Genomic DNA, 25,330 nt, shown 5'->3' with positions numbered 1-25,330 from the left:
TAAAAAGATGAAATTTAATAAAACATATATCGGGGCTCTTTTCTTATCATCAGCATTGCTTTTGACAAGTTGTGAAGCCGTTCAGAATTCAAATCACCAACAGAGAGGTACTGCCGTAGGGGTAGCTTCAGGAGCTGTAATCGGAGGTATTTTAGGAAACAATGTAGGTAAAGGTAAAAATGCAGCGTTAGGTGCCGTATTAGGAGGTATTATTGGTGGTGTTGCCGGTAACGTTATCGGTAATAAAATGGATAAGCAGGCTAAAGAGATCAAAGAAACATTACCGGGTGCAGAAGTAGAAAGAGTAGGAGACGGTATCAAAATTACGATGAATGAAAGTATTGTAAACTTTGCATTTGACTCTTCAGATTTAACATCTCCGGCTAAAACAAACTTAGATAAATTAGCTCAGGTTCTTGCAAACAATCCGGATACCAATATCAATATTTACGGTCACACAGATAGTAAAGGAGCAGATGATTACAATATGAGGCTTTCCGAAAGAAGAGCTAACTCTGTAAAATCTTACTTATTATCCAAAGGTATTGCATCAAGCAGAATGTTTGCTTTAGGGGAAGGAGAAAGCCAGCCGGTTGCTACCAACGATACAGATGAAGGAAGAGCAAAAAACAGAAGAGTAGAATTTGCTATTACCGCAAATGAAAAAATGATTAATGATGCTCAGAAAGGGCAGTAATTAATTTAACATATAAATATTTTCTTAAAAACCGCTCCGGCGGTTTTTTTTTGTATTTTTATGAAATGATATTTAAATTGAAAATCATTATTTTTGTATTGAAATAACATAAATGAAGAAATATTTAAAGCTACTGCGCGTAGAACAATGGGTGAAGAACCTTTTTGTATTTGTCCCCCTCTTTTTTTCAGGCAACATTAAAAATGTAGATTTACTGACCAAAAGCATTTTTGCCTTTATTATTTTCTCACTGGCTGCAAGTGTGGTGTATATCTTAAATGATTATAACGATATCGAAGCCGACAGACAGCATCCCGAAAAGCGGAGACGGCCCCTGGCAAGTGGAGTTATCTCCAAATCAAAAGCCATCGGAATCCTTATCGGATTAGTGATTATAGATATTGCGCTTATCCTTTTTGCCCAATATTATTTTCATCAGGGTCTTTGGAAGTTTGCAACCATCATAGGCTTTTATTTTGTCATGAATCTTGCTTACACGTTCAAGCTAAAGCATGTTCCCATCATTGATATTTTCATTATAGCCATCGGTTTTGTCTTAAGAGTGCAGGCCGGAGGATATATCACAGGAATTCTTATTTCACAATGGGCAACCCTGCTTACTTTCGTACTGGCATTGGTATTGGCGATCGGGAAAAGGAGAGGAGAGCTCATCAATGCTCAGGTTTCCGGAAAAACCAGACGTGCTTTAGACGGGTATAATGTACAGTTTGCAGATATTGCGCTTTCCATTTCGGTAACTTTGGCGATCATCTGTTATCTGATGTTTACCTTATCTCCCGAAGTGCAGGCCAAATTTCACGCAAGAGTTTTTTATACTGTCATATTTGTTGTATTTGCATTTTTAAGATACTTACAGCAGACACTGGTTTACAACAGAACGGAGTCTCCCACTAAAATTGTGTATAGAGACCGATACATTCAGGTGACTCTGATATTATGGGTTGCTGCATTTTTAATTCAAATTTATTTTAAAAAATGAAGCCTAATTTTATACAGAAAGTGACCAACTGGGGAAATTTCCCCGTTGTGGAAAAAGAGATGAGATCAGAGGACAGCTTCAGGAAAATAAGGGAATTTGTTCTTAATCACAATGAAGTTATTGCCAGAGGAAACGGAAGATGTTATGGAGATGCCTCGTTAGGCGAAAATATATTTTCCACAAAAAAACTAAATAAGTTTATCAGCTTCGACCGTCTAAACGGAATTATAGAATGTGAATCCGGAGTATTGCTTTCCGAAGTTCTGGAAATTTCTGTTCCGCAGGGATATTTTTTATATGTAACACCCGGAACTAAATTTATTTCCATTGGCGGAGCCATTGCATCCGATGTACACGGTAAAAACCATCATGCAGAAGGCTGCTTCTCAGAATATGTAATCGAGTTTACACTGATGAACGAAAACGGGGAAATTATTAAATGTTCCCGTGAAGAAAATGCAGATAAATTCTGGGCTACTATTGGTGGAATGGGACTTACAGGAATTATCCTGACCGCTAAATTTAAGCTTAAAAATATAGAAACTGCCTACATTCGCCAGGAAAGCATAAAAGCGGAGAATCTGGATGAAATTTTCAGGCTGTTTGAAGAAAGTGAAAGCTGGACCTACACCGTAGCGTGGATCGACTGTCTGCAGAAGGGAAAAAATATCGGAAGAAGCATTATGATGAGAGGAGAACATGCCTTTCAACATGAGCTTCCGCAAAATCTGACCAAAAATCCACTCAGGCTAAAGAAAAAACTGCAGCCTACCGTTCCTTTTTATTTTCCGAATTTTATTCTGAATGCTCTGACCGTAAAGGTTTTCAATCTGCTGTACTACAAAAAGCAGACTAAAAAAGAAGTGAAGAATTTTATTGATTATGAAACTTTCTTTTATCCGCTGGATGCCATCAACGAGTGGAATAAAATCTATGGGAAATCCGGTTTTATCCAATACCAGATGGTCATTCCGAAAGAAGCCGGAAAAGAAGGAATGAAAAAAATACTTGAAACCATCGCCAACAGCGGAAATGGCTCATTCCTTGCGGTCTTAAAGCTTTTTGGAAAGAATAATCCATCCGCTTACAATTCATTCCCGATAGAAGGTTATACATTGGCATTAGATTTTAAAGTCAATTCAAAGCTGAAAAAACTGGTTGAAGACTTAGATGCGATTGTTCAGGAATTCGACGGAAGAATTTACCTTACAAAAGACAGCATGAGCAGATCGTCTCTGACCAATTACCTTAAAAATATACAAAATCCTAAATTTGTGTCTTTACAGCACAAAAGAATCTTAAATAATAATTCATAAATGATAGTTCTGGGAAGTACATCTGAAGTAGCGCAGGCTTTCGTTGAAAAAGCTCTGGAAGAAGGAGAAAAGTATGAAAAAATCTACCTTTTCACCTCCAATAAAGAAACTACCGAAAGATTTGCAAGGCATATTGATGTGAAGTTTTTTCAGCAATCCGAAGTAATCGAGCTGGATCTGACGAAAGAAATAGATTACAATAAATTTGATACTGTCAGCTCAAATGTATTATTTTGTGCAACGGGATATTTGGGTGAAGGTACGGAAGAAGGTTTGTATGATAATAAGAATACCGAAAGGATTATTGATATTAATTATTCAAAGCTGGTTCCTGTAATGAATTATTTTGCCCTCAAATTTGAAAGCAGAAGATCGGGAACCATTATCGGCTTGTCATCAGTAGCAGGAGACAGAGGAAGGCAGAGCAATTTTATTTATGGAAGTGCAAAAGCGGCTTTCACGGCCTATTTAAGCGGTTTAAGGAATTATCTTTTCGATAAGAATGTTCATGTGCTTACCATAAAACCGGGATTTATGGCCACAAAGATGACAGAAGGTTTGCCGTTAAACCCAAAATTGACCGCAACACCGAAACAGGCTGCTGCCTGCATTTATAAAGCCTACAAAAACGGGAAAAATGTAGCTTATGTTTTACCTGTTTGGGGGATTATTATGATGATTATCAGGAATATTCCTGAATTTATATTTAAAAAATTAAAGCTTTAGTAAAATGAAAAAATTGTATTGTTTTGATTTTGATGGTACAATCACCTATAAAGATACAATGTTTATGTATCTTAAATTTTACGATCCCATTAAATTCCGGATACAATTTTTAAAACATGTTCCGCTTTTTGTTTTACTGAAACTGAAATTGGCTGAAACCGAAAAAGTAAAGAAAAGCTTTATAGGATCCATACTCAAAGGGCAGTCACAGGAAAAGATAGAAAGAAAGGCACAGCAGTTTTTTGATCACCATTACCCGAAAATCGTAAGGGAAAATGCTTTAGATTTTATCAATAATATAGATAGAAACAATACACAAAGTCTGCTCGTAACCGCTTCACTGGATATCTGGGTAAAACCTTTTGCCAAAGAACTGCAGATGCAGCTTGTTTCCACACGTGCCGAGTTTAAGAACGGGATTTTTACAGGAAATTTCATCGGTAAAAACTGTAACGGAAAAGAGAAACTGGAGCGAATAAAAGAAGAAATTGCCAACTCCAAATACGATAAAATAATAGCTTTCGGGGATACTTCCGGAGATAAGTATATGCTGAAATGGGCAAATGAAGGTCATTACCAATTTTTTCACTAATTTTGGGTGATAAAAATGTAAGAATGAATAAACTGTTTGTTTTGCTTTTTGCAATCATCATGAGTTGTACATCCACACCTTCACAATCCTCTCAGAACGCCGGAAACAGCGGTGATATTCTTGCGTCTGAATCCCATGGAGGAACAGAGACAGCCGGATTTACCATCATAAAAGATGAAGCAGAACTTCAAAAAGTAATCAAAGGAAATTCCGGACTGATCGATTTGGGTAAAGATATACCACCGGTCACCTATCCTCAATTTCCCAAAAATAGAAAAGTAATCTTATACAATCTCGGAACATTCAGATCCGGGAATCATGCAATCACTCAAATTAAAAGTCTTTCAGTAAAAGACAATGTACTGTATGTAGAAGTTCCCCTGAAAGAATCCGGAGGAATGGAAATACAGGTAATATCACACCCGTGGCTGATCTTTACAGCCCCTTCAAACTATCAGTTCAATTCAGTAGAATTAAAATATTCAAAATAAAATGAATAAAGTATATTTAGATAATGCAGCAACAACGCCTCTTTCAGAAGAAGTAATTGATGCAATGGTAGGTACGATGAAAATGAATTTCGGGAACCCTTCTTCCACACACAGCTTCGGACAGGAAGCTAAAATTCTTATTGAAAATGTAAGAAGACAGGTTGCTGATTATCTTCATGTTACTCCTGCTGAAATTATTTTTACTTCTTGCGGAACAGAATCTAACAACATGATTATCAAATCAAGTGTAGAGCATCTTGGAGTAGAAAGAATCATCAGCTCTCCATTAGAGCACAAATGTGTTTCCGAAAGTATCCTGGATATGAAAGCCAGAAAAGGAGTAGAAGTGGCTTATATACGCCCCAATGAAAAAGGGGATATCGACCTTAATAAACTTGAAGAGCTTTTAAAAGCTTCAGATAAAAAAACTTTGGTGAGCTTAATGCATGCCAATAATGAAATCGGAAATATCGTAGACATTAAAAAGATTGCAGAATTATGCAAAGCCCACAATGCCCTTTTCCATTCGGATACGGTGCAGACAATGGCTCATATGAATCTTGATTTTTCTGACATCCGTGTAGATTTTGCATCTTGCAGTGCCCATAAATTCCATGGTCCGAAAGGAGTAGGTTTTGCTTTTATCAGAAAAGCCACAGGCTTAAAAGGAATTATTACCGGCGGACCTCAGGAGAGAAGCCTCAGAGCGGGAACTGAGAATGTTGCAGGGATTGTTGGTCTTGGTAAAGCGTTGGAGCTTTCTCTTGATCATATGGCAGACTATTCCGGTCATATGCAGGAAATTAAAGATTATGCGATTGAAAGACTGTCAGCGGAAATTTCAGGGGTTAAATTCAACGGAAGAAGTGCTGAGAAAGAAAGTCTTTATACGGTACTAAGTGCTTTATTACCTTATAAAAATCCTTTAATCGGATTGCAGCTTGACATGAAAGGAATTGCAATCTCTCAGGGAAGCGCATGCTCTTCGGGAGCTTCAAAACCTTCTATGGTGATGATGATGGTTTTATCTGAAGATGAAATGGATCATTGTACTCCGCTGCGTATTTCATTCAGTCATATGACAACTAAGGCGGATATCGATGCTTTAGTCAATGCTCTGAAAGAAATTTCGGCAGATTTCGTTATAGAAAAAACAAATGTTGAGCATAGATAGTCTTATTACTGAAAAGTAGTAATTTTGAATATTCAATTAAGGATTGAAAATAAAAAGAATATTAATAAATAAAAAAAATAAAAATGGCTTTAGAAATTACGGATAGCTCATTTCAGGACACAGTTTTAAAATCTGATAAACCTGTATTGGTAGACTTTTGGGCAGTATGGTGCGGACCTTGTAGAACATTAGGACCGATCATCGAAGAGGTTGCTTCAGATTTTGAAGGAAAAGCTTTGGTAGGAAAAGTTGACGTAGACAACAACCAGGAGATTTCTATGCAGTATGGTATCAGAAATATCCCTACAGTTCTTATTTTCAAGAACGGTGAAGTGGTTGATAAATTAGTTGGTGTAGCTCCAAAAGAAGTGATTGCCGAGAAATTAAGCGCTCACTTATAAAAAAACAAGTTTGATAATGAATGCCTTCCAGCTTTGGGAGGCATTTTTTTATAAAATAATTTGCAGGGAATTAAAAAAGGTGTAATTTTGCAAACACAAAAAAGAAACGAGTTCTTTAACAAATTTGATCCGGTAGTTCAGTTGGTTAGAATGCCGCCCTGTCACGGCGGAGGTCGCGGGTTCGAGTCCCGTCCGGATCGCAATCAAATTTTATTTGAAATTTCAGAACTACTGATCCGGTAGTTCAGCTGGTTAGAATGCCGCCCTGTCACGGCGGAGGTCGCGGGTTCGAGTCCCGTCCGGATCGCATATCAAATTTGATTGAAAACTTCAGGACTACTGATCCGGTAGTTCAGCTGGTTAGAATGCCGCCCTGTCACGGCGGAGGTCGCGGGTTCGAGTCCCGTCCGGATCGCATATCAAATTTGATTGAAAACTTCAGGACTACTGATCCGGTAGTTCAGCTGGTTAGAATGCCGCCCTGTCACGGCGGAGGTCGCGGGTTCGAGTCCCGTCCGGATCGCAACTATTACATTAAAATAGTTCATAAAGCTTTAAAACGTATGTTTTAAAGCTTTTTTTGTTTTATATCTGTGGGTTCAATAGGGCTAATAATTAACAAAATAAAAATGACCTATTTGGTGACCTAAAATAAATGATTGGTAGAAATATAAAAAAAGGTTAAGTTATTTTTGACTATAAATACACTTTTCCGTTAATTATATATAACTGTGGATATGAATCAGTATGTATATTATTGATCAAGATTTAAATAATTTATAGTTCTCCTTATCAGTTGTGTTGGTAGATATTTCGAGAAATGAAATAATGAATAGCAGTCGTGGTTAATTGATGCCGAAGATGTTTTGATTTACATATAATCCTGAAATCAACTTGTATGTCTGTCACTAATAAATAAAATTAAAATGAAAACAGTATTAAAATTGCAGAAAGTCTATTTAAATAATGGATTCTCAAATATGTAAATAGGCTTACATTAATAATTACTTCAGAGAAAAGTTACTCCAAAATAAATTTACAATCGATATGTACTTGAAATATAGTCTTGAAAAAACAAAGGCTAGTCAATTCAGCGATTATCCTCAAGATCAAGACTTAACAATACGCTATTTTTATCAAATCAAAAAATTACTTAAATATCACTTATCACAGTACATTATTCTTCACTATCTAAAATTGATTAATCTTTACCAATAGACGTGGCATCATAAAAAAGAAGTACAGTCAGGAGCTGTAGCTTGGTCCATAAAAAAGTATTATGTAAAACGTACAAAAAATGAACTTTGCATTATGGAAGCAATTATGAGAAAATTAAAAATTATTGACAGAATATTTACTGATGTCTGATCACGTGAGAGTTCTTTCTGTATTTTCTGTCAATTTCTTCTATAATACCAATGGTAGAATCCGAAATTATATAGGCTGACGGATCTTTTCTTGCTGCTCTATTATATAGATAAACAAAGTAAAATGGATCTTCTATATGTCTGATCAGTTTTTTCTTATATCCTCCTTTTTCAATGATGTTGGCCATGTAATAACCAGGAATATGTCCACTTGTATTCCATCCCTTAAATAATTTGTTTAATTTGAGCTTCGATCGATCTAAAGGCTTAATTGAAAGCAGAGAGTCAATATTTTTCAATGTCTTGTAACCGTCAGCAAGAAAAGTTTCTGGATATCCGCGTTGAAATTCCAGTAGTTTTTTAGCATCTTCACCCTGATATCTCTTATCAATAAGGTCTGCTGAACCCTCATTTAAAATTCTTTGCAACATGCTAACGATTACCATGTCATCGTTATTCACCTCGAAATCCATCCTTGGTCGCAACACATGATGAAATTCGTGACCACCCAATACACCATTTTTATTGTAGTCATTAAAATAAGCAGCCATTAGAGTGAAAATCATCCATCCATTTTCTACGTGTGCATCGTTATGAATTGGTATAATCGTGATTTTATTTTCCAGCGCTCTTTTGTGTTCCTTTGTAGGGAGCATCTGATACGTGTAACGGTACGAAAGATCAAGGTATTTCTCCGGTTCTTGTTCAAGACCTTTAAGATATACCTTCATATTATTCTCATTGATCTTATACTCATTGATTATATAAGTCCACCAGTTATTATAAGGATCTTTTAACCTTTTTTGAAGTGTAGAGTCATTTTTAGGCATGTAGACCGTTTCCATTATCTTTCTATAATTATCTACATAAACACTATCGACCCCCTGATCTTTTAGATAAACTTGTATTGCTTTACTTCCTATAAAATGTTTCCACTCAGTTATATCAATCGGTTCGTCTCTTCTTAATCTTTCTGTGATTTTAAAATACTCCCAACAAGTGCTGTCATCGATTTGTTGCGAATATATTACCTGGGAGGTTTGGATGATGAAAATTACTAGGAGTAAATGTCGTATCATTGAGAATAATCGTTTATTAAAGTAACAAATATAATCAAAATGCATTCTATTCGAGAAATTATTAGACCTACGAGAAGAAATTTATAGGAAAATTTTATTAAAAAGACAATGAAATAACTAAAGTATTTGATTTTGCATATCCCGTATAAAGTTCTTTTTGTAGAATTTTATACAATTGAGCTAAAAATATTAGAAGTACAAACTTACATCCAGCTGCTATTGAAACAACTAACTATTAAGCTATTAGAATTGCTTTATAATTAATACGTAATATATCAAAATTAATTGGAGGTAATGTACTTATGGATTATATTAAGAGCGGTCTTAAATTACTCTGAATAATTCGCTTTAATTTATTTTCAATTTATATTACTTTTTTATAAATATATCATGTTTTTGTGAAAAATTAATACATTTGCATCTTGTTTTAAAAAGTGACCTATTCGGTGACGTGAAAAACAAGAGAATAGTATAAAGCTTACGGATAGGTTTTTTTTCTATAAAAGATTGAGTCTCGGATCGCAAAACTTTAAGCCCTTCAATATTACTGGAGGTTTTTTGTTGCTGTCAAAGGATAGTTTCGGTTAAATTTCTGTTCAATCCATTTTTTACCCAACAATTGTTTTTTACTACGAAACTGATCATGTTATTTATAATTTCTTGTAATATGGTAGTACTACTATAAATAATTAATGCCACCGTATTTTCACGGTATTTTTCTTAAACACTTTTATTATTCATTTTTAGGTCTGATATTTGTACTGTCAAATCAAACGAAATGGCCCAATTTATTTATGAATAACATACTTGTGAGAAAAAACTTTTTATTTACTCTTATTATCGCATTATTTTTAGTTTCATGTAAGAAGGAGATTGAGAAAATAAATGATACTTTAAACAATGATCCTACTCAAACTGAGACTGAAACGACCAAAACTGACTCTATCAAAAAAGATTCTGTTGTGAAAAAAGAATCTGTACCTCCGGCTATGCAGGAAAATGGTTTTTACAATGCTTTTGTTCTTCCAAAGGATAAAAAACTCAGAGATTCATTATACGGGGTGTTCAGCAAAAAATATTCTGAAAAAGAACGTTACGCAATCTTGGCTTTGAACAGACTGGATTCAAAAAATAAATGGAACTCAGACACTTTGGTGGTTCCTGCTAAAATAGATACTACACTGATGTCTTATTCACCTTTCCCGATGCAGTTGGATGTACTAAGCGGGGTGAAGAAGTTTGTAATCTTTTCATATCCTATTCAGGCTTACGGTGTATATTCAAACGGGAGCCTTGTAAAATGGGGACCAACAAGTATGGGGAAAAAAGCGGCACAGACAACACGTGGCTTAACATTTGCCAACTGGAAAAAGAAATTATCGATTTCTACGGTAAGCAGTGAATGGAAACTGCCGTATAACTTCAATATTTTTAACAGCGGCGGAATAGGATGGCACCAGTATGACCTTCCGGGCTATCCTGCATCACATTCATGTCTAAGATTATTAATGAAAGATGCCCAGTGGCTTTATTCTTATGCCGATACATGGATTTTAAATCCGGGTGGAGCAACTACAAAAGCAAAAGGAACACCGGTAATGGTTTTCGGAGACTATAAATGGGGTGGTAGAAAACCCTGGAGAAAACTTCTGGATGATCCGAATGCAAACAATATTTCTGTAGAAGAAATGACTAAGCTTATTGAACCGAATATTGAAAAGATATTAAAAGAACAGGATAACAGAGATAAAGTAGCAGATTCCATCAAAGCTGCAAAAGCAGTGGAAATTCAGGAACCGGCTATTAAGCCTGAAGTTCCGGCTCCTTAATTTTTCTTTTCAAACTGTAAGGTAGATTCTTCAGCGAATCTTCTTAGCTTTTGCATTTCTCCTTTGGCTTTGCTTTGCCCGAATCTTGCTGCTGCATACGTTGCTGCTATGCAGGCTATCATTACAAATGAAGCGCTTAAAGCCCATGGGAAATCATTGCTTTTTATTTGTTTTTCCACATAATACATAGTGAAGAAAGTCATCCACAAAATAGAAAAAGAGAAGTACAAAAACATAAAGAAAGTCCATACTGCTGAGCTGGGACCGAATACACCTCTTATAACAATCTGATCATCTTCCTCTTCGGTGCGTAAAGATAATCTGGGTTTCCAGTAAGTATCATATTTTGTTTCTACACAAATGGTAGCGACTTCTTTATTGATATTCCCGGAAAATTCATCTTTATGCTCTTTAAGATAAATCTTCAAATTTTCGGCATACTCTTCCTTGGTGAGATGGGTAAACATCTTAAATCTCGGTCGCGTTCTTATTTTGTCTAATGTGGTTTCTTCGGTTTGCATATTATTCCTGATAAGGGATTGGATCTTCTAATGTAAAGCTTAATGTTAATTCCTGGGTTTTTCTGTGAACAACCATTGTAATGGTTCTGCCTTCGGATGATTTCATCAATTCAAGGATGCGTTCCAGCGTCATATCGGAAGTCTTTCTTCCGTTGATGGTAATGATCTGATCGTCTTTTTTTAAGCCTGCTTTATCGGCCGGCGAATCTTTTCTCACTCCTGCGATAGAAAATATGGGTTTCAGCACAAACTTATACTGCAGGTTATTATTAAGAACCTCTACTTCACCCGAAGCTTTATTCGTACTTTTAGCCGTTGATATGCTGAATACGTCTTTTTCCCATTGTAAACCATCCTGCTTAAAATCGAGGCCGCTCATATTAAAATGGAAAGGATCATCATAGTTTTTATTTTTTCTTAAATATAACTTCTGATTCTGATAATCAAATGCTACTGTAAACCGGCGCATAATCTCACCACCCACAGAGCCTTTTCTGCCATCAACAATCGTGACATGCTGAATGGAAAATTCATCAGGCATTGCCGTAAGAGGTTTTTCAAACTTAAAGTCCCCGATATAAAAATTATGAATCCTGCTCCTTTTACCATAAACATCACCATTAAAACCTCTTCCTAAAAAATCATCGATATTGGGGCGGTTGTATACAAAGTTTTTGATAAGAGTAGGGAAGAGCCAGATAGGATCACTGTTTCCAAGATCTATCAGTAGCTTTGAGCTTTTCTTTTCATTCGTCATTTCTACATCAGCATACATATAAGGCTTATTTCTTTCAATGGATATGGGAAACTCTTCAAACTTTTTTATTTTTTTTCTGAATAATTCAGTATCATTATAAATGGTAATCCGTTTTGAAAGATAATCAATGATTACCGGATGATTTTTAAAAAAATGATACCCGATAATTCCGTTAACAGGAATTCCAACGTGAGAAGAAATATTAAATTCCTGATTGACGATAATAAAAATGCTGAATGATGTGTTGGTGAAATCTTTTCCGATCTTCCCGATATTATTGTCCGAACGGAAACCATCAATACTGGCATTTCCTCCTAAGCCCGAAAATTTTATTTTTTCAAGGTTGCTTAGCTTTACTTCCTTATCCTCCAAACTGAAAATTGAAGTTTCTGCAACACCCGTATCCAGCAAAAAGGTTAAATCTGCACCATTTACATTCACGGGAATGAAAATAAGGTTGTTGATAAATTTGAAGGGAATTACTGTTTTTTTAGCATCTTTTATTTCAAAGGAATTTTGGGCATTGAAAAAAATGCTTAAAAATAAAAACCCTATAAAATACCTTAATTTCATTTACTGAATTTAGTAAAATTATTGTTACGGAAAATAAAAAACATTCTCTGATTTGAGAATGTTTAAATATTTTACAAAGAATTTGCTTTAATGTTTTATTTTTCGTAATTTGATTATTTCGCGAAAAACTCCATCAGATCAATATAATTTTTTTGATTCACTCCGTGTCCGCTCATATACTCTCTGAAAGTGAAGTAACAACTCAGATCGTATAGCAAGTCAGCAGCCTTTCTTCCCCATTCTAAAGGGATAACGGCATCATCTGTTCCGTGGGAGACAAAAAAGCGAAGTCTTTCCAGTTTCTTTTTATCTTTCACAATATCACCCAGAATCTTTTGTTCGGGATAACTGCTTAAACACGCTACATAATTGAATAATTCAGGATATTTCAACGCGAGTGCATAGCACAGAATTCCGCCCTGGCTGAATCCGCACAGATGGGTCTTGCTATTCGTTAAACCGTAATGATTAATGATTTTCAATATATTTTCCAGAACGGCGTTCAAAGATGCATTTGCCTGATCAATATCAATAAATTTTTCAGGATTATTGAAATCGATATCAAACCAGGAATAGCCTTCAAATTGAGTATCTCTCGGAGCTCTGAAACTTACAAGGATCCAGTCGGCAGGAAGTGTTTCTCTGAAACTGAAAAGGTCCTGCTCATTACTTCCGTATCCGTGAAGCATAAAAAGTATAGGAGTATCGGGTGTAATATTTTCGGGTTCCCGGACTAAATAATCTAAATTCATAGAGCAAAGATAAATAATAATCAGGTTCTAAAATCTCAGAAATCCGAATATTTTTTTATAATAAGAAATGGAGATGAATGTTTTTAATCTCCCCTAAATAAGCCGGTTAACCAAAATATTATTTTCATAAAAACCGGAATATATGCGTTTTGTTGATTTGATATTATTTGGAATTTTTTGTTGGAAATTTTTCATAAAAGTTATTTTTATATTGATAAAAAACCTATATTTGAAACATTAAAAATCTATTTGGAGAAATGAAGCAATTTTACAAATCTAAAAGTTTACTAAGACTTTCTTTTTTATTCATCGTATTATTTTCAGTAATTTCTGTAGTTAATTCTTGTAAGGATGACGATGAGGAAGAATTTACAGATCATATGGTACAATTTGAGGTGAAAGGTTCTCAGAATGTAGTTCCTAAAACCATCGTAACCCAGGTTGGAACCAGCCAGAGTACAATGTATAACACTCCTCAGACGCCAATAACTTATCCTTGGACAAGTGGAGAGTTTTTCGTTAACTCAAGCCAGTCTCAGTTGAATCTTGCAGCGAATGCAGAACTTCCAAATGCTGATTCTGAATTGATCGTTACGATCTGGATAGACGGAGAAGTTGCCAAAACAGATACTGTTACCGGTTCAGGAGTAAAAAGTGCTGCAGTGGCTCACAGTTTCTTAGAATTATAAAAAGCAAAATTTAATATTAAAAAAACCGCTGAAAAGCGGTTTTTTTGTTTCTTTATCTTTTCAACAGATGTTGGATTTTTTTGTTGATTTTTGTAAAAGTTTAAAGTATATTAGAATGTTAATTTTAGCCTGAAAAACAGATGTGGAAAAGAATAACGGTATTGGTTTTTTTAATTGCATTTTCTTCTGTATTTCCGCAGAACCGACAGGATATACAAGCTTACAAAGATAAATTCTTTATCTATCAGAAAATAGGAACCGACAGTGCTTTAGTATATACAGATAAAATTTTTGCTTCAAAAAACAATGCTGATCTGGCATTTGCCTATGCTGCAAAAAGATACTTGTTGACTATTACCGGAAAGGAAGATGCTGCTCAGGGTTATCTTGGAAAAATTAATACCTATTTAAAGAAAATTCCTGAAACAGAAAAGAATTATGTGACCTTATCGCATATATACAATATTCTCGGGAACACCGATATGGCCGATGAATCACCCAATGAGGCATTAAAAAAATTTATAAAAGCAGACTCTTTTGCACAAAAAAATAATGATATCCGGCAACATATAAAGATCAAAGGAAATATTGCCTATGTAAAACTGAATATAAAACAAACGGATGATGCTATTTTAGAAACCAGGGAAGTGCTTGAGCTCTTGGAAGAGAATAAACATTTATATGAAAAAGAAAATTTTGAGATTATTTATAACAACCTGTTTTCCAATTTAGGCCACCTGTATTCTGATAAATATATCTCAGACCCGGATAAGAATAAAAAATATGCAGACAGTGCCCTGCAGAATTTTAACCAGCTGCTTCGTTCCACAAAAGATAAAAAGCTGTTGGCAGGCACATATCTGAAACTGGGGACATTAAATAATAAAAAGAAAAATTATCAGGAAGCATCGGGATATTATCTGAAAAGTTTAGATCTCTACACTTCATTGCAGCTTAAAGATGAAATTCTCAATCTTAAGTATAATTTAGGTGTGAATTATTATGAGCTGAATCAATATTTGAAATCAAAGCGGAGTTTCCTGGAAATGTCCCATTCAATGGAGAAAGATTCTCTGGTAAATATAGATTATATTTTTGCTCAGGATTATTTATCCAAGATTTATTTAAAAGAAGGAAAGGCAGATTCTGTAGAATTTTATAACAACAAATTCATTGAACTGTACCAAAAGAATTCCGAATTGGAAAAGAAAAATATAGCCAGTATTTACAGGGAAATCAATTCCAAGAATCTGAATGAGGAGATTAATAAAAGTTCCTCTATACTTAGGAGCCGCTTATTTCTTATTATCATATTGATCGTTTTGATAGGCTGTATTACAGGATATTTACTGCTTCAGATCCGGAAAAAGAAAAAAATAGAAATCAGGTTGGATGAAATATTGCTTCAGGTGAAAAACAGCAGCTTAAACAACCCGCAGAATAAAAGCAGCTTCACGATAAGCAATGAAAAAGAAGCTGAGATCATGGAAAAACTGCTTGAGCTGGAAGACAAAAAGGTCTATCTTAAAAATGAGTTTAACCAGGCCTATGCAGCCAAAAAGCTGGGAACCAATACCACTTATCTTTCACAGACGATCAATAAATATATGAAGAAATCTTTCAGTGAATATACCAATGAATTAAGGATCAATTATATTCTGAAGGAATTATCTGAAAATAAAAAGCTGCGGAATTATACTACCCAGGCACTGGCTGATCTTGTAGGCTATAAAAGCGGAATTTCTTTTGCAAGAACATTTAAAGAAAAAACGGGAGTTACCCCGTTTCAGTATATTGAGAAATTAAATGCAGAAAATTTGTCTTAATTAAAATGGCCTTTACAAGAGGATATTGCCACATTGATTAGGGCAAATATCTGAAGGACACTCTTCGGTTATTATTATATTTGAACATTGATCTACTGTTCCTGAACCGTTACCGTTATTGGTTCCACCTCCACCTCCACCAGGCCCACCTTCAAGAGAAAGCTGTCCGGCAATGATTGTTGACTGTTCTTTTCGGGATAATTTTTTTAAGCTGTTTTTAAATTGTATTTTCATATTATTTTATTTTTTTAAATTTTTATTCTGATCCTAAAAGTTCGGTAGATGGCCTGAAGCATGTCTGGCTATATTCATTGGTACATTTATTTTTCCATACACACCGGTCAATTTCTATCCAGCATTCTACTGCCGCGATATTTCCGGAACCGCCACCATTATTGGTGCCACCACCTCCGTTACCGTAAACAGGGTCTTCAATTGCTGATGCGTTCCCGGCAGCAATTTTAAGCTGTTCTTTTCGTGATAATTTTTTTAAACCGGATTTCAATTTTGTTTTCATTATAAGTGTTTTAATATAATGCCATGATATTTTCATGAATATAATACTGGCTGACGTAAAATTAAAAATTAAAACGCTTTCAAAACGCGTCCTGTATAGAAGGACACTTTGAAATATATATATATTATTTAATTATCTGTAATTGAGGTTTTTAAATTGTTGTTGGTGGTAAACTTTTTATAAAAAGTTCTATTGTTTTTTATAAAATATTCATTCATACAGTTTTTTTTGAGCTGAGGTTAAGCAACATTTGTACTTGAAATTTCTTGTGAGAGACAAAAATGAAATCTTAAAAATTATAATTCGAAAAATTTAAAATATGAAAACAAAATATCTACTCATTATTATTGTATGTATATTTTTTAACGTACAGCTAAAGGCACAGCCTACTATTACCAGCGCAGATATAATTACCGGAACTTTTCCATATACAGATGTTTCCTTTGCTCCGGGAGCATATGCTCCCGGTAATGGAGGAGCGAATGTAACCTGGGATTTTTCCAATATCCAGGGAACGGCGAACGGGGTTACATTTTTTTGGGGAGTTTGCCCCGGTATTCCGGAATGTTCAGCTTTTCCCACAGCAAATCGGTATATAGCAGTAATTGACCCCAGCAGTGGAGCTCAATTCCCGGATAAAAATATGTTCCGTCTTACAGACACTCAGTTTGAACATTTAGGAGCCCGTAATGAGACAATGAATTTTACTTACGCTTATACGGATACTCCGATTGAACTTACATTTCCAATTACTTACGGACAATCTTTTACAGATACTTCTTCAGTAACGGATAACACCATTACGACATCTACCAATGATGTGTTCACAGCGGATGGATACGGTACTCTTATAACTCCTGCAGGTACTTTTACCAATGTGTTGAGAGTGAAAAAAGTGAGTACCATAACATCATCCGGTGCAGGTACAACTACAGTAACAGAAACGATCACTTATGCATGGTATAAAAACAATAGGGAAATAATCGCTACATTTTCAATAGTGAATCTTATATCACCTATATCATCACCTCAGTCTTCAAACTTTCAGTATACTACCAATGCTAGCCTGGCTACGGAAGATATTCAGGCAGGAAAAAAAATAATGGTATATCCCAATCCGGTTAAAGACGGAAAACTATGGATGAATATCCCTTCAAATGTTAAAATGAAATCGATCAGAATATATGATATGACCGGAAAACAGATTTTCACAGAATTACAGCATCAAATCATCCAGATAGGAGGTAAGCATATCATCAATCTGCAGAATTATCCTGAAGGAAATTATATTGTTAAGATAGAAACAGATAAGAATACCATTTCTAATACCATACAGATCGGAAAAAGCAATTAATACTCATCGTGCATGCGGATATATGGAAATCTCAGGTTAAGTAAATCTCTATTACAACTGAATCACCCTATCAATAATAATGTTTTTTTTCATAAAATTTTATAATTACCACTGTTATTCTAATCCGACATGCACAATGAGCTTAATTTATAATTTTTAATAAACGAAACTAAATAAAAAAACAATTTTAATAATGAAAAAAAAGATTTTTTTACTGGGCCTGATTTCATTTTTTGGAGTGATGACAGCACAGAGAGTGCAGAAAGGAGAAGCCCAGATCAATGCAGGGGTTGGATTTTCAAACGGATGGGGAATGCCCGTGTATGCAGGAGTTGATTACGGGATACATAATGACATTACAGTGGGGATTGAAGGAAGTTATAGCACTGAAAAATACACCGGCGATATTAAAGGAAGCTGGTTTGGGATCGGGGTTAACGGGAATTATCACTTTAACACTCTTTTTAAAATTCCGAATAAGTGGGATCTCTACGCCGGAGTGACATTGGCTTACAACTCATTCTCTTATAAGTATAACGGTTCTGATTATGATTATTTTGGAGGAGAGTCTTCAGGAGTTGGCTTTGCAGGGCAGGCCGGAGCCAGATACTATTTCACGGATCATTTTGGTGTGAACGTGGAATTCGGTGGTGGAACGGTAGCTTCCGGCGGTAAAGGAGGAATTACATATAAATTTTAAATAAAACCGAATCTACATAAATATAAATTCTATAAAAAAACATGTGTGCTAAAATTAAATTGGTGATAAAAAAAAATTAGTCTTTAGATTTCATATGAATGTGGAAGCGAGATCGGGCGGGCTCATAGAGCCCGCCCGATTAATTTATTAGATTACTTTTACAATAAAGTAGCTTTTCTTTCCCTTTTGGAGCAATAAAAACTGACCGTCAATAAAATCACTTTCATTAGCTGTAAAAGTATCATTTACTTTTTGTTTATTTACAGAAATTGAATTTCCTTTAATTTCTCTCTGAGCTTCACTTTTAGATTTCAGGAAACCCGATTTCTCAGAAAGTAAATCAATGATATTTACTCCCAAAACATCAGATTTCACCACTTCTTTTTGTGGAACTCCATCAAAAACCTCCAGGAAAATTTCTTCATCAAGGCTTACCAAGTCTTCAGCAGTAGAACGTCCGAAAAGAATTTCCGAAGCTTTCAGGGCCTTTTCATATTCTTCTCTTCCATGAACCCAAACGGTAACTTCTTCAGCTAATTTCTTTTGAAGCTGTCTTTCATGTGGGGCGGTTTTATGGTGTTCAATTAAATCTTCAATTTCCTCTTTTCCAAGGAATGTATAGAATTTAATAAACCTTTCAGCATCTTCATCCGTGGCATTCAGCCAGAACTGGTAGAATTTATAAGGAGAGGTTTTCTTTTTATCCAGCCAGTAATTTTCACCGCTTTCAGATTTTCCGAATTTGGATCCGTCTGCTTTGGTAATCAAAGGAACTGTCAATGCAAATGCTTCACCCTGAGCTTTTCTGCGGATAAGTTCAGTTCCGGTAGTGATATTTCCCCACTGGTCAGAACCTCCCATCTGCAGTTTTACATTATTGTTCTGATATAAATGAAGGAAATCATAGCCCTGGATAAGCTGATACGTAAATTCAGTGAAACTCATTCCGTCTGCACCGCTTTCTCCCGAAAATCTTTTCTTTACGGAATCCTTTGCCATCATGTAATTTACCGTGATGTTTTTCCCGACATTTTTAGCGAAATCAAGGAAAGAGATGTTTTTCATCCAGTCATAGTTATTCACTAATTCTGCTTTATTAGCTCCTTCTCCGTTAAAATCCAAAAATTTTGAAAGTTGGTTTTTTAAACAATCGACGTAATGCAAAAGTGTTACTTCATCCAAAAGGTTTCTCTCTGCAGATTTTCCGGACGGATCTCCGATCATTCCTGTGGCACCACCTACTAAAGCAATGGGTTTATGGCCATGCTGTTGAAAATGAGCTAAAATTTTTATCTGAATAAGGCTTCCGATATGCAAAGAATCAGCGGTTGGATCAAAACCAATATATGCAGTAGTTACCTCTTTATTCAGTTGTTCATCGGTTCCGGGCATCATATCGGCAAAAAGACCACGCCATTTTAGTTCTTCAATAAAGGAATTCATTATATTTTTCTTTAAAATTTAATCGTGCAAAGATAAGAAATTCAAGGTTAAGAAGATAATTGCAACCTGCAGTTTTATGATTTAACGAATTAACAAATTTGCCAATCTGCCCTTTAGCTTTTTTGCCTAAAATAAATTATATTTGTTAGTAATGAACGACGAACAATTATTCTTACTGATTCAGAAAGCAAAAGAGAAGGACCAGAAGGCCCAGACCCGACTCATTAATGTGTTTTGGGTGGATGTTTTTTCTTTTGTGATGAAAAAAGTAAGAGATGAAAATGATGCAGATGAAATTACCGTGAATGTTTTTTCAAAAGTTTTGTCAAAACTGGATATGTATGATCCCCATTTTCAGTTTAAAACCTGGATTCTTACCATCGCACAAAATACGGTGATCGATTTCTGGAGAAAAAGGAGCCGCGAAAATCAGGATCCTACCGAAAATCTCGAAGAAGTAAAAAATCAATACGCCAAATCTCCTGAAGAATTAATGATTTCTGATGAAGAGCAAAAGAAAATTATTAAAACCATTGAATCTCTGGATGCCAACTACCAGGATATTATAAAGCTCAGATTCTTTGAAGAAAAAAGCATTAAAGAAATTGCAGATGAACTGGGAATTTCTATTGCAAATACCAAAGTGAGAGTGATGCGTGCTAAAAAAGTATTAGCCGAACTATTGAAAAACAATGAGTTTGAAGATAATTAAATCTGAGAACAGTTGATTTTAAGTATAGCTCTATAAGTAGATTTCTGCCTTAGTTTTTGGAAGAACGAATTTTCGTGGTTCTTTAAGGTTTCTATTTTGCAGATTTATTTTCAGTCCTTTTTTGATAGAAGTTTCCTTTTCGGTTTTCCCATTAAAAGTATCAGTGGTGTTTTCAACTTCTTTTTCGTAGATGATTTGCCCTGTAGATAAATTGAAGTCTATATCTTTCCAGTATTCACCGGGTTTTCCGGAGCTCGAAGAATAACCAATCAGTTCAAAATGTCCGTTCTGAAATCTGTATTTATCGGTATATCCCCATTTCCAGCTGCTTCCGCCGGCCTGGGTAATGTTTAAAATGCCTTTTTCAATAGCCGAACTTTGATACGGATCACCCATCATCCCACCACCTTTGCTTTCGAGAATGGCATTTCTGGATTTTTCCAAAACAGTCCATTTCCCGTTTACTTTTTTTAGAATCTGAATTTCCCGGATATTCCCTAGCTCTCCTTCCTCTTTTGTATTATAGATGATTACTTTTTCCGGAATTTTATCGCCGTCTAAGTCGCCGTCTACCGTTTCAATAACTTCCGAACCTGCAGGCTGAAATTCTCTTTGTGCAAAGCAAGGCGTAGTAAAAACAATTGGTAAAATAAAAAACAGCTTCTTCATTGGGTGAAATTTAAGTGTACTCAATTTACAATTATATTTCAATTATCAGTTCCATCAATTTTTCTGTTAGATGGTTTCCATTAAAAATTCCTTAACTTTGAACTTCAATTTTAGAAATGGAAAATTTAGTTCAAGACACTACCGTTCAAAAACCAAAATGGATTCGTGTAAAACTTCCGACAGGGAAGAACTATCGTGAATTGAGAACTTTGGTTGATAAATATAAATTAAATACGATTTGCCAGAGTGGAAGCTGCCCGAATATGGGTGAATGCTGGGGAGAAGGTACAGCAACTTTCATGATTTTAGGAAACATCTGTACGAGAAGCTGTGGTTTCTGCGGTGTAAAAACCGGAAAACCATTGGATGTAAACTGGGATGAACCTGAAAAGGTTGCCCGTTCCATAAAATTAATGAAGATCAAGCATGCCGTTCTTACCTCTGTAGACCGTGATGATCTGAAAGATATGGGATCTATTCTCTGGAGTGAAACTGTAAATGCCGTAAGAAGAATTTCTCCGGGAACCACAATGGAAACATTGATTCCGGATTTCCAGGGCCTTACAAAACACCTTGACAGATTAGTGGATGTCGCTCCGGAAGTGATTTCCCACAATATGGAAACCGTAAAACGTCTGACAAGAGAAGTGAGAATTCAGGCTAAATATGAAAGAAGCCTTGAGGTATTAAGATATTTAAAAGAAGCAGGACAAAGAAGAACAAAAACCGGAGTAATGCTTGGATTGGGAGAAACAAGAGATGAAGTTTTCCAGACGATCGAAGATATCAGAAATGCAAATGTAGATGTAATTACTTTAGGCCAGTATTTACAGCCGACTAAGAAACATCTGCCGGTTAAAAAATTCATTACCCCTGAAGAGTTTGATGAATTCGGGGATTTCGCAAGAAGCTTAGGATTCAGACATGTGGAAAGCTCACCTTTGGTAAGAAGTTCGTACCACGCAGAAAAACATATTCATTAAAAAATACAATCGCTTCAAACTGGAGCGATTTTTTATTTATATCATTTTAATAGGTCATGAGTTCGGTTGGAACTGATTTGTAATTGTTTTTGGGTTAAACGCTAAGACGCGATTTTTCCTTTCAGACTGTTTTTAAGGCGCAAGGATTTTTATCGAAGATAAAAATTGATGGTGGGATGGTGGAAGTTCTTTCATGGCACTTGTCATTCCATATAACTTAATTCCATACAGCTTTTTCAACCAAATTATATTGGATATAAAAACCTCTGATTTCCCTGCGCCTTAAAAACATGAAGTATAAAAATAGCTTAGCGCCTTTGCGTTTAACCTGTTCATCAGCCATTCACTTCAATTTTATTCAGATGCTTTTTCCTGAATTCAGAAGGTGTTTCCCCAACATGTTGCTTAAATAGTTTATTGAAATAAGAAAGGCTTTCAAAACCTACCTGGAAACAAACTTCCGTAATCGAAGACTCTTTCAGTAAAAATAATTTAGCCTGGTTGATCCTGTAATTATTAACAAAATCTGTAAAGGTCATATTCGTTTGCTTTTTAAAATAACGGCAAAAGGCAGGCGTACTTAAGCTTACAATTGTTGCAATTTCATTGACATTGGGCTTTTTATCATAGTTTTCGTGAATGTAGTCATAAATAGTTCCCATCCTGATTTTATCATTCAGAAACCATTTTACCCGGGTATCATCATTGTTGAGTTCCCTTACTTCGGCAGAGTCCGCCAGAGTTTGTAAAATATCAATTAATATCATCAGAGATTCAAAAGGATTCATATCCCTCATGGCATGAAGCTTTTCTACGACCTGTTTTTTTGTTTCTCCTGAAAAAGATAATCCCAGATAAGAACGTTCCAGAAGATGCCTGATATTTTCAAATTCGGGAACCGGAAGAATAAGATTCTGAAGAAAATTCTCCCGCATCTGCAGAACCAGTTGCTTGCATTCAGTCTGAATCCTGTAATCAAAATTGAGATGAGGAACATTGGAACCGATTAGCAGAAGATCACTGTCTGTAAACCCCGAAATGTCTTTTCCCACATGACGGATTCCGTTCACAGCTTCTACATAAACAAGCTCTATTTCAGGATGATAATGCCAGAAAAAACAATTTTTTAAAGAAGGAGCAAAAAGCTTAAAGGACTTTCCTTTTTCAAACTCAACAATTTCTTTCTGAATTTTCATTTGGTTCTGCTTTGATTGTTTAATGATTTAAAATTACATAAAAAGGTTAATATGGAGCAAATTTTTATCATTTGGGTGGAAGTAAAAGTGAATATTTCTATCGAATTTTGCACCTTCAAAACAGAAAATCAATAATTGCTGCTGATTTCTGAAATGTATTCAAGTAAAAAACAAATGGGAATAGACAAAAGAATTATACCACTTGCTATCGGTGGTTTAGGGATAGGAACGACGGAGTTTACCATTATGGGATTGTTGCCTGATATGGCAAAAACATTACAGATTACGATTCCGGAAGCGGGACATCTGATTTCAGCTTATGCGTTGGGAGTAGTGATTGGAGCTCCTATATTGATAGGATACTCTGTGAAATTCCCGCCCAAGAAAGTATTGATCGTGCTTATGATTCTCTTCACTCTGTTTAATGCATTATCAGCTGTAGCACCTGATTATACTACAATGCTTATTATCAGGTTTATGTCGGGTTTACCGCACGGTGCATTTTTCGGAGTAGGAACTGTGGTTGCTTCAAGGCTTGCCGGAAAAGGAAAGGAAGCGCTGTATATATCATTAATGTTTACCGGACTTACGGTGGCTAATCTTGCTATGGTGCCTTTGGTGACTTATATAGGACATGCCTTCCATTGGCGCTGGTATTTTGCGATTGTAGGAGTAATCGGTTTGATTGCTTTGGTATTTTTAAAACTCTGGCTCCCGGAAATGAAAACCAATGAAGAAACTCATTTCCTTGAAGAACTGAAATTCCTTAAAAAGAAACAGGCCTGGCTGGTATTGATGATTACCGCTATTGGTTTTGGCGGGCTTTTTACCTGGCTCAGTTATATTACCCCTTTGATGACGATTATTGCCGGAATTAAAAGCAGCCAGATGGCTTATGTAATGATTCTCGCAGGCAGCGGAATGGTTGTGGGAAATTTGGCTGGCGGGTTTCTGTCGGATAAATTGGGACCTGAAAAAACATGTTGCCTTTTACTTTTTCTGATGATGGTTTCTCTGACCGGAGTATTTTTTCTTTCTGAATATCAGAATATAGCTTTAACGCTGACATTTATCTGCGGGGCTTTATCCATGTCTGTTGCGGCACCGATTAATATTATGATGATGAAAGCGGCACCCAGAAGTGAAATGATGGCGGCAGCATTCATGCAGGCGGCATTCAATATTGCGAATGCTATGGGAGCATTTTTTGGTGGAATTCCTTTAGAACACGGTCTGCCGTTCAATTATCCGTCTCTGGTAGGAGTGGGGATGACGCTCATCGGGCTTTTGATCAGTATCAGGTATATGTATCTGTACCGGTCATCAAAATCTGAAGAAGAAGTTGATGTGGAATGCGTTCCATGTGATAAATAAAACAAAAAGAGAAGCAACTGCTTCTCTTTCTTATGTTTAATCTTTAAAATACTTCCTGAGTTTCCAGCTATTTTTTCGTGCTTTTGCATCAGTTCAGTAAGAAAAATCAGATGGTACTGTTTTAAGCTTCTACTTCATTGCCGTTTTTACACCAGTAAAGAGCATTGTAAAGATTTTCTTTAGGAAAAGATTTGAATTCACCAGGCATTAAGACACTGAAAATATCAGTAAAGTTTTGCACCCCTTCCTTATCGGTTACAATGGCTGTTCTGTTCCACTTCGTTAAATTTTTCAAGCCTAAAAGTAAATCCTGTAACCATGCTCCCGCAGTAAAATTACTCAGATCCGTATCGAGGTATAATAAATAATTAAGCTCCTCAAACTCATCAACTTTCTTTTTTACGTAGGGAATTACCAGGTTTTCAAAATCTTCTTTCGTTACTTCTCCTGTGGCATTAAATGCTGCAACATTTTCAGGTGCTTCCGGAATAATCGTTATCATAATATAATATTTTAATGTGGGTTGATTTTAATTCACACTACAATAATTACACCGTAAATAGCTTGAAAATTGTTAAAAAATATATAAATG

At 35.5% G+C, this 25,330-nt stretch carries 26 protein-coding genes and 4 tRNA genes; 20 read left to right on the top strand and 10 right to left on the bottom strand.

The window, feature by feature from the left end:
• The first annotated feature begins 7 nt into the window (after positions 1–7).
• From AB8P06_RS15170 to AB8P06_RS15115, 12 genes are all read left to right on the top strand, one after another.
• Positions 8–697: a YiaD family glycine zipper/OmpA-like lipoprotein gene (locus AB8P06_RS15170; RefSeq protein WP_007841376.1), complete on the top strand. Its 690-nt coding sequence runs from the start codon at positions 8–10 to the stop codon at positions 695–697.
• Positions 698–809: 112 nt separating this feature from the next.
• The gene (locus AB8P06_RS15165) at positions 810–1,697 is read left to right on the top strand and encodes a decaprenyl-phosphate phosphoribosyltransferase (RefSeq protein WP_369843008.1); all 888 of its coding nucleotides are present in this window, start codon (positions 810–812) and stop codon (positions 1,695–1,697) included.
• Positions 1,694–3,013 carry an FAD-binding oxidoreductase gene (locus AB8P06_RS15160; protein WP_369843007.1) on the top strand — a complete coding sequence of 440 codons (1,320 nt, stop codon included), beginning with the start codon at positions 1,694–1,696 and terminating at the stop codon, positions 3,011–3,013. The genes AB8P06_RS15165 and AB8P06_RS15160 overlap by 4 nt, the downstream gene beginning before the upstream one ends.
• A complete protein-coding gene (locus AB8P06_RS15155; RefSeq protein ID WP_369843005.1) occupies positions 3,014–3,739 on the top strand; it encodes an SDR family NAD(P)-dependent oxidoreductase in 726 nt (241 codons plus the stop codon). It abuts the gene before it with no gap.
• A gap of 4 nt (positions 3,740–3,743) precedes the next feature.
• Positions 3,744–4,331, top strand: a complete 588-nt coding sequence (locus AB8P06_RS15150) for an HAD family hydrolase (RefSeq protein ID WP_369843004.1) — start codon at positions 3,744–3,746, stop codon at positions 4,329–4,331.
• 23 nt (positions 4,332–4,354) lie between these two features.
• Complete coding sequence (locus AB8P06_RS15145) at positions 4,355–4,822, top strand: hypothetical protein (protein ID WP_369843002.1); 468 nt, start codon at positions 4,355–4,357, stop codon at positions 4,820–4,822.
• A gap of 1 nt (position 4,823) precedes the next feature.
• Entirely contained in the window at positions 4,824–5,996 is a 1,173-nt protein-coding gene (locus tag AB8P06_RS15140; protein ID WP_369843000.1) for a cysteine desulfurase family protein, read from the top strand.
• An 83-nt stretch (positions 5,997–6,079) separates the two neighbouring features.
• Positions 6,080–6,397 (top strand): thioredoxin, encoded by a 318-nt coding sequence (gene trxA, locus AB8P06_RS15135; RefSeq protein WP_007841388.1) that lies wholly within the window; start codon positions 6,080–6,082, stop codon positions 6,395–6,397.
• A 126-nt stretch (positions 6,398–6,523) separates the two neighbouring features.
• Positions 6,524–6,597, top strand: a tRNA-Asp gene (locus AB8P06_RS15130).
• 33 nt (positions 6,598–6,630) lie between these two features.
• Positions 6,631–6,704, top strand: a tRNA-Asp gene (locus AB8P06_RS15125).
• 34 nt (positions 6,705–6,738) lie between these two features.
• Positions 6,739–6,812, top strand: a tRNA-Asp gene (locus AB8P06_RS15120).
• Between the two features lie 34 nt (positions 6,813–6,846).
• Positions 6,847–6,920 (top strand) — tRNA-Asp (locus AB8P06_RS15115).
• An 831-nt stretch (positions 6,921–7,751) separates the two neighbouring features.
• Here the strand turns inward: AB8P06_RS15115 and AB8P06_RS15110 are convergent.
• Positions 7,752–8,843 (bottom strand): DUF5700 domain-containing putative Zn-dependent protease, encoded by a 1,092-nt coding sequence (locus AB8P06_RS15110; protein WP_369842997.1) that lies wholly within the window; start codon positions 8,841–8,843, stop codon positions 7,752–7,754.
• A gap of 794 nt (positions 8,844–9,637) precedes the next feature.
• Here AB8P06_RS15110 and AB8P06_RS15105 point away from each other — a divergent pair.
• Positions 9,638–10,672, top strand: coding sequence for a L,D-transpeptidase (locus tag AB8P06_RS15105; RefSeq protein WP_369842996.1), 1,035 nt, complete (start codon positions 9,638–9,640; stop codon positions 10,670–10,672).
• On the opposite strand, the gene AB8P06_RS15100 is transcribed toward AB8P06_RS15105, so the two are convergent.
• The 3 genes from AB8P06_RS15100 to AB8P06_RS15090 form a co-directional block, all read right to left on the bottom strand.
• Positions 10,669–11,193, bottom strand: coding sequence for a hypothetical protein (locus tag AB8P06_RS15100; RefSeq protein ID WP_369842994.1), 525 nt, complete (start codon positions 11,191–11,193; stop codon positions 10,669–10,671). The two genes, AB8P06_RS15105 and AB8P06_RS15100, sit on opposite strands and share 4 nt — an antisense overlap.
• Position 11,194: 1 nt before the next feature.
• Complete coding sequence (locus tag AB8P06_RS15095) at positions 11,195–12,523, bottom strand: PDZ domain-containing protein (protein WP_369842993.1); 1,329 nt, start codon at positions 12,521–12,523, stop codon at positions 11,195–11,197.
• Between the two features lie 113 nt (positions 12,524–12,636).
• Positions 12,637–13,275, bottom strand: a complete 639-nt coding sequence (locus AB8P06_RS15090; RefSeq protein ID WP_369842991.1) for an alpha/beta hydrolase — start codon at positions 13,273–13,275, stop codon at positions 12,637–12,639.
• Positions 13,276–13,532: 257 nt separating this feature from the next.
• On the opposite strand from AB8P06_RS15090, the gene AB8P06_RS15085 reads away from it, so the two are divergent.
• Together AB8P06_RS15085 and AB8P06_RS15080 are read left to right on the top strand one after the other, a co-directional pair.
• Positions 13,533–13,964, top strand: a complete 432-nt coding sequence (locus AB8P06_RS15085; RefSeq protein WP_369842989.1) for a hypothetical protein — start codon at positions 13,533–13,535, stop codon at positions 13,962–13,964.
• Between the two features lie 140 nt (positions 13,965–14,104).
• Positions 14,105–15,790, top strand: coding sequence for a helix-turn-helix domain-containing protein (locus tag AB8P06_RS15080; RefSeq protein ID WP_369842987.1), 1,686 nt, complete (start codon positions 14,105–14,107; stop codon positions 15,788–15,790).
• A gap of 12 nt (positions 15,791–15,802) precedes the next feature.
• Here AB8P06_RS15080 and AB8P06_RS15075 read toward each other — a convergent pair whose 3' ends face one another.
• Complete coding sequence (locus AB8P06_RS15075) at positions 15,803–16,024, bottom strand: hypothetical protein (protein WP_369842985.1); 222 nt, start codon at positions 16,022–16,024, stop codon at positions 15,803–15,805.
• Between the two features lie 22 nt (positions 16,025–16,046).
• The gene (locus AB8P06_RS15070; protein WP_369842983.1) at positions 16,047–16,307 is read right to left on the bottom strand and encodes a hypothetical protein; all 261 of its coding nucleotides are present in this window, start codon (positions 16,305–16,307) and stop codon (positions 16,047–16,049) included.
• A gap of 319 nt (positions 16,308–16,626) precedes the next feature.
• On the opposite strand from AB8P06_RS15070, the gene AB8P06_RS15065 reads away from it, so the two are divergent.
• Together AB8P06_RS15065 and AB8P06_RS15060 are read left to right on the top strand one after the other, a co-directional pair.
• Positions 16,627–17,661 carry a T9SS type A sorting domain-containing protein gene (locus AB8P06_RS15065; RefSeq protein ID WP_369842981.1) on the top strand — a complete coding sequence of 345 codons (1,035 nt, stop codon included), beginning with the start codon at positions 16,627–16,629 and terminating at the stop codon, positions 17,659–17,661.
• Positions 17,662–17,854: 193 nt separating this feature from the next.
• Positions 17,855–18,361, top strand: a complete 507-nt coding sequence (locus AB8P06_RS15060; RefSeq protein WP_369842979.1) for an outer membrane protein — start codon at positions 17,855–17,857, stop codon at positions 18,359–18,361.
• A 147-nt stretch (positions 18,362–18,508) separates the two neighbouring features.
• Here AB8P06_RS15060 and tyrS read toward each other — a convergent pair whose 3' ends face one another.
• On the bottom strand, positions 18,509–19,804 hold the full coding sequence (gene tyrS, locus AB8P06_RS15055) for a tyrosine--tRNA ligase (RefSeq protein ID WP_369842978.1): 1,296 nt from the start codon (positions 19,802–19,804) through the stop codon (positions 18,509–18,511).
• Positions 19,805–19,955: 151 nt separating this feature from the next.
• On the opposite strand from tyrS, the gene AB8P06_RS15050 reads away from it, so the two are divergent.
• Positions 19,956–20,516 (top strand): RNA polymerase sigma factor, encoded by a 561-nt coding sequence (locus AB8P06_RS15050; protein ID WP_369842976.1) that lies wholly within the window; start codon positions 19,956–19,958, stop codon positions 20,514–20,516.
• A gap of 30 nt (positions 20,517–20,546) precedes the next feature.
• Here the strand turns inward: AB8P06_RS15050 and AB8P06_RS15045 are convergent, their stop codons facing one another.
• Entirely contained in the window at positions 20,547–21,185 is a 639-nt protein-coding gene (locus tag AB8P06_RS15045) for a hypothetical protein (protein WP_369842974.1), read from the bottom strand.
• Between the two features lie 116 nt (positions 21,186–21,301).
• Between AB8P06_RS15045 and lipA the strand changes: the two genes are divergently transcribed.
• Positions 21,302–22,168 carry a lipoyl synthase gene (gene lipA / locus AB8P06_RS15040; RefSeq protein ID WP_369842972.1) on the top strand — a complete coding sequence of 289 codons (867 nt, stop codon included), beginning with the start codon at positions 21,302–21,304 and terminating at the stop codon, positions 22,166–22,168.
• Positions 22,169–22,503: 335 nt separating this feature from the next.
• On the opposite strand, the gene AB8P06_RS15035 is transcribed toward lipA, so the two are convergent.
• On the bottom strand, positions 22,504–23,364 hold the full coding sequence (locus tag AB8P06_RS15035; RefSeq protein ID WP_369842971.1) for an AraC family transcriptional regulator: 861 nt from the start codon (positions 23,362–23,364) through the stop codon (positions 22,504–22,506).
• Between the two features lie 174 nt (positions 23,365–23,538).
• Between AB8P06_RS15035 and AB8P06_RS15030 the strand changes: the two genes are divergently transcribed.
• Positions 23,539–24,738: an MFS transporter gene (locus AB8P06_RS15030; RefSeq protein ID WP_369842969.1), complete on the top strand. Its 1,200-nt coding sequence runs from the start codon at positions 23,539–23,541 to the stop codon at positions 24,736–24,738.
• Between the two features lie 121 nt (positions 24,739–24,859).
• Here AB8P06_RS15030 and AB8P06_RS15025 read toward each other — a convergent pair whose 3' ends face one another.
• Positions 24,860–25,240 (bottom strand): SpoIIAA family protein, encoded by a 381-nt coding sequence (locus AB8P06_RS15025; RefSeq protein ID WP_369842967.1) that lies wholly within the window; start codon positions 25,238–25,240, stop codon positions 24,860–24,862.
• Positions 25,241–25,330 lie beyond the last annotated feature (90 nt).

Source organism: Chryseobacterium tongliaonense, assembly GCF_041224435.1.
GTDB lineage: Bacteria > Bacteroidota > Bacteroidia > Flavobacteriales > Weeksellaceae > Chryseobacterium > Chryseobacterium tongliaoense.
Note: the sequence above shows the minus strand (reverse complement) of the source record. Positions and strands in the feature narration are given on the sequence as shown.